The sequence below is a fragment of the Dichelobacter nodosus genome (genome assembly GCF_001263335.1).
In the GTDB taxonomy this organism is placed as follows: domain Bacteria; phylum Pseudomonadota; class Gammaproteobacteria; order Cardiobacteriales; family Cardiobacteriaceae; genus Dichelobacter; species Dichelobacter nodosus.
Genome location: NZ_LGVW01000034.1, coordinates 89,598 through 101,240, shown reverse-complemented (window position 1 = coordinate 101,240; position 11,643 = coordinate 89,598). Strand labels below are relative to the sequence as shown.

10 protein-coding genes and 1 pseudogene are annotated in these 11,643 nt (G+C 43.8%); 5 read left to right on the top strand and 6 right to left on the bottom strand.

What is annotated here, in order from left to right; all coding sequences use genetic code 11:
• The 5 genes and pseudogenes from AKG33_RS07545 to lepA form a co-directional block, all read right to left on the bottom strand.
• Positions 1-1,072 (bottom strand): annotated as a pseudogene (locus AKG33_RS07545) (hypothetical protein); the annotation flags it as partial.
• A gap of 449 nt (positions 1,073-1,521) precedes the next feature.
• Complete coding sequence (gene era, locus AKG33_RS07045) at positions 1,522-2,421, bottom strand: GTPase Era (RefSeq protein ID WP_012031024.1); 900 nt, start codon at positions 2,419-2,421, stop codon at positions 1,522-1,524.
• Positions 2,418-3,119: a ribonuclease III gene (gene rnc / locus AKG33_RS07040; RefSeq protein ID WP_012031025.1), complete on the bottom strand. Its 702-nt coding sequence runs from the start codon at positions 3,117-3,119 to the stop codon at positions 2,418-2,420. The genes era and rnc overlap by 4 nt, the downstream gene beginning before the upstream one ends.
• Entirely contained in the window at positions 3,119-4,090 is a 972-nt protein-coding gene (gene lepB, locus AKG33_RS07035) for a signal peptidase I (RefSeq protein ID WP_012031026.1), read from the bottom strand. Before lepB ends, rnc begins: the two co-directional genes overlap by 1 nt.
• 12 nt (positions 4,091-4,102) lie before the next feature.
• Positions 4,103-5,905 carry a translation elongation factor 4 gene (gene lepA / locus AKG33_RS07030; protein WP_012031027.1) on the bottom strand — a complete coding sequence of 601 codons (1,803 nt, stop codon included), beginning with the start codon at positions 5,903-5,905 and terminating at the stop codon, positions 4,103-4,105.
• A gap of 225 nt (positions 5,906-6,130) precedes the next feature.
• Between lepA and AKG33_RS07025 the strand changes: the two genes are divergently transcribed.
• The 5 genes from AKG33_RS07025 to AKG33_RS07005 all read left to right on the top strand — a co-directional run bounded on the left by AKG33_RS07025 (position 6,131) and on the right by AKG33_RS07005 (position 10,903).
• Entirely contained in the window at positions 6,131-6,928 is a 798-nt protein-coding gene (locus AKG33_RS07025) for a nucleoside recognition domain-containing protein (RefSeq protein ID WP_012031028.1), read from the top strand.
• A gap of 1 nt (position 6,929) precedes the next feature.
• Positions 6,930-7,388, top strand: coding sequence for a YjiG family protein (locus AKG33_RS07020; protein WP_012031029.1), 459 nt, complete (start codon positions 6,930-6,932; stop codon positions 7,386-7,388).
• A 10-nt stretch (positions 7,389-7,398) separates the two neighbouring features.
• A complete protein-coding gene (locus AKG33_RS07015) occupies positions 7,399-8,526 on the top strand; it encodes a M20 family metallopeptidase (protein WP_012031030.1) in 1,128 nt (375 codons plus the stop codon).
• Between the two features lie 91 nt (positions 8,527-8,617).
• Entirely contained in the window at positions 8,618-10,378 is a 1,761-nt protein-coding gene (locus AKG33_RS07010) for a SulP family inorganic anion transporter (protein WP_012031031.1), read from the top strand.
• A gap of 60 nt (positions 10,379-10,438) precedes the next feature.
• Positions 10,439-10,903 (top strand): copper resistance protein NlpE, encoded by a 465-nt coding sequence (locus AKG33_RS07005; protein ID WP_012031032.1) that lies wholly within the window; start codon positions 10,439-10,441, stop codon positions 10,901-10,903.
• Here AKG33_RS07005 and deoD read toward each other — a convergent pair.
• Positions 10,900-11,613, bottom strand: a complete 714-nt coding sequence (gene deoD / locus AKG33_RS07000) for a purine-nucleoside phosphorylase (RefSeq protein ID WP_012031033.1) — start codon at positions 11,611-11,613, stop codon at positions 10,900-10,902. The two genes, AKG33_RS07005 and deoD, sit on opposite strands and share 4 nt — an antisense overlap.
• Positions 11,614-11,643 lie beyond the last annotated feature (30 nt).

The window sequence follows — 11,643 nt, the reverse complement described above, 5'->3', positions numbered from 1 at the left end:
CCGGGTTGGTCGGATTTTCCGGGTCAGTCGGTTTATCTGGATTTTCAGGATCTACCGGGTTGGTCGGATTTTCCGGGTCAGTCGGTTTATCTGGATTTTCAGGATCTACCGGGTTGGTCGGATTTTCCGGGTTACCTATAGAAATTACCTGATCACCAGATTCAGGTATTCCCGTGTTAACGTCAATAATTTGCGCGCTAATTCTCGAACCATCAGTCAAGGTACCAACTTTAATAATGACTTGATTCCCTTTAAAACTCATCAGGTTGGTATAATTTGAATACTTTGCTGCCATTCCGTCAGCAAGTTTCCAACCGCTGCCGTCAGGAACAAGTTCTATTTCAATATTTTTACTAGTAGCGCTGTCGTGAATAATGACATTTGCTTTTTTGTTTGCTGAAGCATCAGGAAAGGTGATCTCAACTGTACCGTGCTCATTAAGCTCTAATTCTGGCTTTGTTGATTTATTATCACCAGTATTACCATATCCCGGCGGTATTTCAGGTGCTTCTCCTTGATCAGGGTCAGTATTTTTATAAATCTCGTCGTGGGATTTGGGTTTATCGTCTTCGCCGTGCGTCTTGATAGCCAAACCACCAACAGCTGCCGCACCCACAGCAAAAGCCAAAGGTGGAACAGAACCCATTGCTGCTGATGCAGTTGTTGCAGCTGGCACCCAATTTGCGCTTACCAATGCCTCATCGGCCAATACTTGCGTTGCCAGTGCGTGCTCAGGTAAAGCCGTCAACGATTGCGCAGCATCAACGCCCGTATAGGCATGAAAAGAACCATCAGCTCCTTGCCCGACTAACTGCCCTTGCATGCCATTTGCGTAATAATTTTGAATAATCAAATCAGGCTGTGCAGCATTGCCGTCAAAACTGACATACAAATTGTCACCATTTCTGATAACGGAAATATTATTAGGACCCAAACCTGTTGCCTGATCGGTTAATTGATAATTAACGCCATTTTCAGCATTAACAACCAAAGGCGAAGCTTGGTTACTATCTAGGGTATAACGCGCCGCTGTTTGTGTAGCGGAGCGAACATTTAATGTAATCACTGCCATGGTAAACCCTTCATATATGAAACCTTATAAGTTAAAGACGTAATTCTTCGAAGAATTAAAGAAAAAAGAGATAGTTTGATCAAACCAACAATTCACTTAATCTTATATCACTACCTCCCGCAACTGATACCGCATCTCTCATCGGATCAAATACTAGCGAGCAATTTTTAAACATAACAGATAAATTACTATACGATTCAATATAATGAGTATTGCGAAATCTTGGCATAAACTACCATATTTCGCGCATTCCTGCGCGTTAAATTTCTAAAAATATGCTTTTACTTTGTAAAAAAACACCAAAAAAATAAGCGATTAGCGCTTAATTGATTATCACCATTTTCCGACGAATCGCCGCATTATTTTTCTGATTACGGTGATATTTATGAAATGAAAAAAAATATTAAAAATACTGCCCCGTTCATTAAAGGGTAGGGCAGCTAAACAACTCACAACTCCGTTCCGCTGCCTGCGCTCATACTTTGCAAAATGCGATGATTATCGCGCCAGTTATCGGCAACTTTAACAAAATTCCGCAGCATCACCTTTTGCTCCAAAATTTGCTCCAATTCCTCGCGTGCCGCTTGCCCAACCGCTTTCAACGTTTTTCCACCCACGCCGATAACAATCCCTTTTTGACTTTCGCGTTCAACCAAAATCGTGGCATCAATATGAACCGTTTTCCCAATTAATTGATATTGTTCAATAATAACACCCAATTCATAAGGCACTTCCTGATGCACATAACGAAATAACTTTTCCCGAACAATTTCCGCCGCCAAAAAACGCATACTGGCAGTTGTCACCTGCGATTGATCATATAAAAACGGCTGTTCCGGCAAAAGTGGCGCCAAAACGCGCAATAATTCCTCCAAATTTTGCGACCGCGCCGCGCTAACGGGCACAATTGCCGCCCAATTTGCAATACTTTGCCGCGCCTGCAATTCTGGAAATAAATCCGCTTTATCTTTTAACCGATCAATTTTATTGACCACATGCACCGCCGGAACCTTCATCTGCGCAATTTCTGCCGCAATCCGCGCATCATCTTCTTCCCAGCGTTTTACCTCGCTGACATGCAAAATTACATCAACATCATGCATCGATTGCCACGCCGCGCGATTCATCTGCCGATTAATCGCTTTTTTACCATCGCGGTGAATTCCTGGCGTATCCACAAAAACCATTTGCACATCATCTTCACTATAAATACCCAACAACGCCTGCCGCGTTGTTTGCGGTTTACGGCTGGTAATAGCGATTTTTTGCCCCAAAAGATGATTAATAAGCGTTGACTTTCCCACATTCGGTCGCCCCACAACAGCGATCATGCCCGCACGCGTATTCATGCTTTTCCTCCCTGATTTTTTCCGTGATAACAAGAAAAAAGTAATTCCGCCGCGGCTTGTTCGGCTTTTTTACGACTACTGGCGGTCGCGGTGGTACAAAAACGTTCACTTTTTGCTGAAATTGTAAATATTTTGGCGTGTTCTGGCCCTTTTTCCTCGACGAGTTCATAAACGGGCAACGGTAAATCGCGGCTTTGTAAATATTCCTGCAAACGCGTTTTAGGATCTTTGAGCGCTTCCACATCAGGCAACGCCGCAATTGCTGGCGCAAATAACGCCAAGGTTATTTGTTCGCAACGATAAAAATCGCTATCTAAATAAACGGCAGCAATAATTGCTTCCACGGCATCAGCTAAAATCGACTCGCGCCGTTTGCCGCCGCTTTTTAATTCGCCGCTGCCCAAACGCAAATAACGTCCTAAATCCAATTGTTTTGCAATCACTGCCAAACTCGAACTTTTCACAATCGCCGCGCGCAACCGCGTTAAATCGCCCTCCGGCGATTCCGGATAACGGCGATATAACGCAACGCTGATGACCGTTTCCAGCAAAGCATCGCCTAAATATTCAAAACGTTCATTATGATCAGCGCTAAAACTGCGGTGCGTCAGCGCGCGCTGCAATAATTCGGGATTTTGGAACGAATAACCAAGCGCGTGTTCTAAAAGTTGCCAATTAATTTTTGGAGCGTGACTCATTAGTAAATTCCTGAACCAATGCGCCGACAAAATCCTTTTCCGGTCACACAATCGCGGTTTAACCAAATAAATAACGCTTTGCCCACCAAATTTTCCTCCGGCACAAAGCCCCAAAAACGGCTATCTTGCGAATTATCGCGATTATCGCCCATCACAAAATAAGCGCGATCGGGTACGGTAAATTCGCCGGATAACATAATGCGTTCGCGCGCATTTTGTCTGAATTGAATGAAATGCGGCTTTTTATCGGGCATTTGTTCTGAAAAAACGTTGTACGATGCGCGATCATCATGTCCGACGGCAGTTTGTTGAATATTTAATGAAAACGCTTGCCCGTTAACCCATAAACGTCCTTCTTTAATGCGCACATGATCGCCGGGCACGGCAACCACGCGTTTAATGTAATTAAGCTTTGGATTTTTAGGATAACGAAAAACGATAACATCACCGCGTTTTACCGCGCCCACATCAAATATTTTTTGATGCGTTACCGGCAAACGAAAACCATAAGAAAATTTTTCCGTCAAAATAAAATCGCCCGTTTGCAACGTTGGCTCCATCGAAGCTGACGGAATTTGAAACGGTTCATATAAAAAGGAACGCACAAACCAAACAATAAACAATATCCAAAACATGCCGCCAAAAAATTCCCGAAATTTCTCGCGCGGATAAACGGGGTGCTTTGCCCAATAAAGTTCATCGCTGCTTAACGGTTGACGGTGATTAATATGCTTAATCGCCGATTGAATAATATCTCTGCGTTTTTGGCGCGTACTGCGATCGGAATCGACCACAAAAGCCAAACGCGCGGCATAGAGATTGCGGTCGTGATCGGTTTCATTGCCGCGTTTAAAAACGCGATAAAGCATATTTCTCACTTTTCTATCCTTAGAATCCAGCAGATAAAACACGAAACACACCACCACCGCCGCGGTTAAAATCAATTCAAAATTTTCCATCAGTGCATTCATTTTTGCTCCTTATTATTTTTCGTTGCCGTCAACTTTTAATACCGCGAGAAAAGCTTCCTGCGGAATTTCCACACTGCCGACTTGTTTCATGCGTTTTTTACCGGCTTTTTGTTTTTCCAATAATTTGCGTTTACGCGAAACGTCGCCGCCGTAACATTTAGCCAAAACGTTTTTACGCAACGCTTTTACCGTTGACCGCGCAATAATACTATTGCCAATTGCCGCTTGAATGGCGACTTCAAACATTTGCCGCGGAATGAGTTCCTTCATTTTGTCAACCAATTCCCGTCCGCGAAATTGTGCTTGTTCTTTGTGGACGATAATCGACAATGAATCAACTTTATCGCCGTTGATTAAAATATCTAAACATTGCAAATTTGCCGCTTCAAAACGTAAAAATTCATAATCCAAAGACGCAAAACCGCGCGAAACCGATTTCAAACGATCAAAAAAATCCAAAACAACTTCACTCATCGGCATTTCAAACGTCAATTGCACTTGCTGACCGGCAAATTGCATATTTTTTTGAACGCCGCGTTTATCAATGCACAATTTCATCACCGCGCCCACGTAATCCTGCGGCAGCAAAATGTGCGCTGCGATAATCGGCTCGCGTATTTCTTCAATATGATTGACCGGCGGCAATTTGCTGGGGTTATCGATGTGCAATAATTCGCCGGCAGTCGTGAGCACTTCATAAACCACGGTCGGCGCGGTCGTAATCAAATCCAAATCGTATTCGCGTTCCAAGCGTTCTTGAATAATTTCCATATGCAGCATGCCCAAAAAGCCGCAACGAAAACCAAAACCCAAAGCTTGCGAAACTTCCGGCTCAAAAAATAAAGAAGCATCGTTTAAACACAATTTTGACAACGCATCGCGTAAATTTTCATAATTATCTGATTCAACGGGGAATAATCCGGAAAACACCCGCGGTTGTACTTTTTTAAATCCGGGTAAACGTTCAGCCGTGGGACGCGCAGCATCGGTGAGCGTATCGCCGACGGGGGCGCCGTTAATATCTTTAATGCCGGCGATGACAAAACCCACATCGCCAGTATTTAATAATTCGCGATCGCAAGGTTTGGGCGTAAAAATGCCCAATTTGGTGATGACGTATTCTTCCCCCGTACTCATCACTTTCATCTTTTGCCGCAAGCGCAATTGTCCATCAAAAACCCGCACCAGCGACACCACGCCCACATAAGCATCAAACCACGAATCAATAATTAACGCGCGCGTTGGTGCATCGGGGTTGCCGCTGGGCGCCGGAATTTTAGCAACAATTTGTTCTAATAATTCCGTAATCCCGACGCCGGTTTTGGCGCTGACGTTTAAGGTTTCTGCGGTATCGAGTCCGATAATTTCCTCAATTTCTTGTTTGACTTTCTCTGGATTGGCAGACGGCAAATCAATTTTATTAAGCACCGGCAATACTTCTAAATTGTGATCAATTGCGGTGTAACAATTGGCAACGGATTGCGCCTCAACACCTTGCGCGGCATCAACCACCAACAAAGCGCCTTCACACGCATATAAAGAACGCGATACTTCATAAGAAAAATCCACGTGCCCCGGCGTATCAATAAAATTGAGTTGATAAGTTTGCCCGTCTTTTGCCGTGTAATTGAGCGAAACGCTTTGCGCTTTGATGGTAATTCCGCGTTCGCGCTCGATATCCATCGAATCTAAAACTTGCTCTGCCATTTCCCGTTCGGAAAGCCCGCCGCAAGTTTGAATAAAACGATCGGAAAGGGTCGATTTTCCATGGTCAATATGGGCAATAATAGAAAAATTTCGAATGTGTTGTTGCATAGTATTAGAAACTCAAAAACGCGAAAAGGCGTAATTATACCGAAAACTTGCCGCAATTTATCGCGCATTTTGCCGGCGTTATCTGTTTTTTTCTGGCGAAGGTATTTTGTATAAAACGCTTTTTATTCAAACTGATTGGGCGAATTGCTGCCAATTAAATTTCTCCCTTTTTTTCGTTATACTGGAAAAGCCGCAATCAGCGGAGGAGTAAAAGAGGAATAATTTATGACAGAACAACAACCTAAAAAAATCAGTATCGGCGCATATATCGCCTTGATATTTGCCATTATTTTCTTTTCGGGCATTACGGTTTCCAAACCCGTGCAAAACGTCGCCACGCAATTTGCTAACAGCATTCATGTGGCGCCGGAGAAAGTCCACAATATATTAAAAGTTTTAGATTTCAATACATTAAACGGTAGTTTTGGTGACGTTACCGCCGCGGTCACCGCAGAAAAAGCACCCGCAAAAACCACGTTCCGCGGTAAAGACGGCACCGGCGCACGCGATGGTTTTTTATTTGCTTTTTCCCTCATTCCCACCACTTTATTTGCTATGGGCATGGTTGCCGTTTTGGAGTTTTACGGCGCATTAGACGCGATGCGGCAATTGTTTAGCAAAATTTTGCGTCCACTTTTGGGCATTCCCGGAGAAGCCGGTTTGGCATTAATCGCCAGCTTGCAATCCACCGATGCCGGCGCAGCATTAACGCGCGCTTTGTATGACGAGAAAAAAATCACGCAACACGAGCGCGAAATCTTTTCCATGTTTCAATTTTCCGCCGGCGCCACGATTACCAATTTCCTCGGTTCCGGCGCGGCATTATTAGCGCTTACTGCCGCCAGCGGTGAAAAAGTGCCGGCAAGCATTGGATTGTGTTTTGCGGTGATGTTTATTTTTAAAATCGTCGGCGCCAATTTAATGCGTTTTTATTTAAAACTGTCCGATCGGAAAGTAGCCGCCGATGGCGCACCTGTTGCTGACGATTCCGCCGATAAAACTACAACTAAAGAGGAGCAATAACATGGCAGAGCAAAAAAAGATGGTGACTGACGTTTTCGTCGAAGGCGTGCGCAAAGGCTGGAATATTGCCGTTAACAGTATGTTGCCTAACGTTTTAATGGCGTTTGTGCTCATTTATATTTTGAATTTAACCGGAATTTTAACTTTGCTGGGAAAAGTGTTTGCGCCACTGATGACAATTTTCGGTTTGCCGGGCGAGGCAATGATGGTATTGCTGGCATCTTGGTTATCGATGGGTGGCGGCGTGGGCGTGGCATCAAGTTTGTTTGCAGCGGGCACGTTATCGCTCAATGATATTGCCATTTTAGCGCCGGCAATGTATTTGATGGGGTCGCAAATTCAATATATCGGACGCCTTTTGGGTGTTGTCGGTGTAGAAAGTCGTCATTACGTTGTCATGATTTTAATTTCTATTATTAATGCCTTTTTATCAATGGCAGTGATGGCTTTATTCGTTTAAGGAGAAAATTATGGATAAAAATACTTTTTTAAAACAATTAGAACCATTAGTAAACGTGGATTGCGGCACGCATTTAACCGCTGGCGTTGCCAAAATCGCAGATTTAATTACCGAAAAATATCAAAATCTTAAAGGCTGGCACATCACGCGCAAAGATTTGGGCGATAAAGTTGGCCCGGGATTGCTGATTACCAATCGCGAAAATCCAACGCATTATGATGTGATGTTAATCGGTCATTTGGATACGGTTTTTCCGGAAGGTACGGTTGCCGCGCGTCCATTCCGCGTTGAAGGCGATCGGGCTTATGGTCCGGGCGTTGCCGATATGAAAGCAGGCGTTTTATTGATGTATGCCGCGGTAAGCGAATTAGACGCGCAAGATTTAGATGCGTTGTCTATCGCTATTTTGCATAATCCCGATGAAGAAACGGGATCGGTTTATTCAGAAGCGTGGATTTTAGAAGAAGCAGCAAAAGCGGATTACGTTTTGGTTTGCGAGGCGGCGCGGGCGGACGGTTCTTTGGTGAAATTACGCAAAGGTTCTGGAAACTTTTTACTGGAATTTCATGGTGTTGCTGCTCATGCTGGCAATGATCCTGCCAGCGGTCGTTCGGCTTTGGTGGAAATGTCGCATTGGATTTTAGATTTGAAAAAATTCAATGAAAACGATATCGGAACCACGTTAACCGTAGGTTTAGCCTCAGGCGGCAACGCAACGAATGTGGTGCCCGATTATGCGCGAGCAACGGTTGATTTTCGTTTTTGGCAAAATGATGAATTACCGCGCTTAGAGCGTTATATGGAAGAACGCGTCAAAAATACTTTTACACCTGATATTAAAGTAAAAATTACGAAAACTTCCGAAAAACTGGCGATGCAAATGAGCCCGAAAACCGAGCAATTGATGGCTTTAGTTGAAAAAGCGGGCAAAGCCGTAAATCATGAAGTACGCTGGCAATCAGTTGGCGGCGGATCAGATGCCAATATTACGTCTGCGCACGGTATTGCTTCTTTAGATGGTTTTGGCCCTATTGGCGCTTGTTTCCACAGCGATAAAGAATATTTGGAAATCAACAGTATTGAACCCTGTTTGGCGTTTTTAAAGAGTGTTTTAAAACACATCGCCGCTCAAAAATAAATCTCGCAACATCAACTTGGGCTTTTTAAGCTCAAGTTGATTTTTACTTCTTCTTTCTTAACGACCGGCAAAGCTTGGAGGAAGCTTTTTTATGCGGAGAAAAGTCAGTTTTATCGCGCACAAAATGCAGATGCTTTTTTACCGTTTAACGCCTATGCGGCATTGGTATCAACGCATTACGCCGAAAAATGTGCAATATGACTTTTGGGCAGGGCTGACGGGCGCCGTGATGGTGTTACCACAAGGTATTGCTTTTTCTTTAATTGCCGGTTTACCGCCAGAATTCGGACTTTATAGCGCGATTGTGGTGCAAATTATCGCGGGATTTTGGGGATCATCTTTGCATATGGTCAGCGGGCCGACGATCGCGCTTTCTATCGTTATTCCCAATATCGTGAGTAATTACGCGGCAATGGGCAGTCCAGAATATATTGGATTATCGTTAACGCTGATGCTGATTGTGGGCGTGATTCAATTAGCGTTTGGATTATTTCGTTTGGGCGGATTGGTAAATTTTATCTCGCATACGGTGATTATTGGCTTTACCGCTGGATCCGGTGTGTTGATTATGTTGAGCCAATTGCCGACTTATTTGGGCATCGATATTGCCCGCGGTTTGAGTTTTATCGATAAATGGGGCGCAATTTATCAACAATTGCCACATATTCATTGGCATAGTTTTATCGTGGCGACGGTGACGCTGATCACGGCGATTTCTTTGCGGATTTATCGTAAAAAATTACCATTTATGTTGTTGGGCATGATTGCCGGCGCGGTCACGGCTTCGTTTTTAGGCGGTGAAGAAGCTGGCATTGCCATGTTAGGCGCGTTACCAGAAAAATTACCGCGATTTATCGCGCCGCCATTTGATATTTTAAAAATTTCGGCAATGATTCCTTCGGCATTTGCTTTGGCGTTATTGGGACTGATTGAAGCGGTTTCAATCGCGCGTTCTTTATCAATTCGTTCCCATCAACGCATTGACGGCAATCAGGAATTTTTTGGACAAGGTTTGTCAAACATCATCGGCAGCTTTTTATCGTGTTACGTGGGATCGGGTTCTTTTAACCGCAGCGCGGTGAATTATGATGCCGGCGCGAAAACGCCGTTTGCTTTATTGTTTTCTTCTTTAATCGTTGCCACGGTGATTATTACCATTCCTTGGATTACGCGCTATTTGCCGATGGCAGCGATGGCAGGCGTGATTATGTTAGCGGGCTACAATCTCTTTGATATTACTCATATTAAAATCATTGCCCGAACCAGTACGAATGAAACGGCAATCATTTTGGTGACGTTTTTATCCACTTTATTTTTAAATTTAGAATTTGCGATTTATGTCGGCGTGATTTTGTCGCTGGTTTTATATTTACAAAAAACGGCGCACCCGGTGATTGTGGAAGTTGATTTTTCCTCGATTACGCCGGCGGTTTTGCATCAAGATAATCCGCCTAAAATATCGGTGGTACAAATCAACGGTTCACTTTTTTTCGGCGCCATCGATCATATTCACCGCACGATGGAACAATACGCCGCTAATCATCAATGGCAACACGTCATCATCATGGCGGAAGGTATTAATTTAATTGATATTTCTGGCATTGAATTTTTGATTTCCGAACGAGAACGTTTGCTTAAATACGGCGGCGATTTATACATCATTGGTTTAAAACCGCATGTGCGCGAGGAATTGAGAAAAAGTCCTTATTGGCGCGATTTAGACGGTGACGAGAAAATTTTTGAAAGTACGTACAGCGCATTTCGTGATATTTGCAAAAAATTAGAAATTCAAAATTATCGCGATTTCATGAGACTTTTGTTTCATGATTACAACAAATTAGGACTCAATTGATACTTGAAAGCAGGGCAGGGCTTCAATAACATACCCGACCTATTTTTCTTGGAGAATTTCATGTTAAGCGGGAAAAAAGGTCAGATGGGTTTGGTTTTGGTGTTATTAAGCGTATTATGCGCGTGCCAAACTGCACCTGACGAGCAACCATCTCATCACAATCAGCAGCAGCGCAAAGCCAATGATTATGCTGCGGTGAAAAATGCGCGGCGAAAAGTGCATTGGGAAGGAACGTATCAAGGCATTTTTCCGTGCAGCGACTGCGAAGGTGTTGCGATGATGTTAACGTTAAATAAAGATTTAACATACAACATGCGCAGCCAATATTTGGGCAAGGAATTAATCGATCGCAAATCTTCCGGTTCCTTTGATTGGTCTGCCGATCAAAGCCACATTCATATTGATAACACGCAACCCAAACATTATTTTCGCGTGGGTAATGGTTTCTTAGAACTGTTAACGCCGGAAGGAAAATCCATCATCAGCCACGGTAAAGACGATTTCTTTTTAGATAAAACCTATTAATGCGCCAAACGTACTGCCGCTTCCAAAGCAATTGTGATCATGTCATGAAAACGCGTTTGCCGTTCCAGCGCCGTGGTGGTTTCTTGTCGCAAAATATGATCGGAAACCGTTAAAATGCAGCCGGCGCGCGCGCCATATTCTGCGGCAACGCCAAATAATCCTGCCGCTTCCATTTCCACGCCCAAGATGTGAAAACGTTTTAATAAATCCATTAATTCAGTATCCGCATGATAAAAAGAATCAGTAGAAAAAACGGTTCCTACTCGCGCGGTGATATTTTGCTGCGCTGCCGCGGCAATTAAAGCGGAAAAAATAGAATAATCGGCAGTGGCAGCAAAATCATAATGACGAAACCGCAGACGGTTCACGTTAGAATCCGTTGCCGCTGATAAAGCAATGATAACGTCATGCAATTTAATCTCATCTAACACGGCGCCACAACTGCCCACGCGAATCAGATTTTTTACGCCGTATTCGGTAATCAATTCTTTAGCATAAATCGAACACGACGGAATACCCATGCCGTGCCCCATCACGGATAATTTGTGCTGTTGATATTCGCCGGTAAAACCCAACATTGCGCGCACATTAGTGATTTCCTGCGCGTTTTTTAAAAAATGATGCGCGATAAATTGCGCACGCAGCGGATCGCCGCAAAATAAAACCGTTTCCGCAAAAGCCCCCGCCGGCGCATTGATATGAGGCGTCATTATCGATTCCTTAAAATGAAAAGATTTATT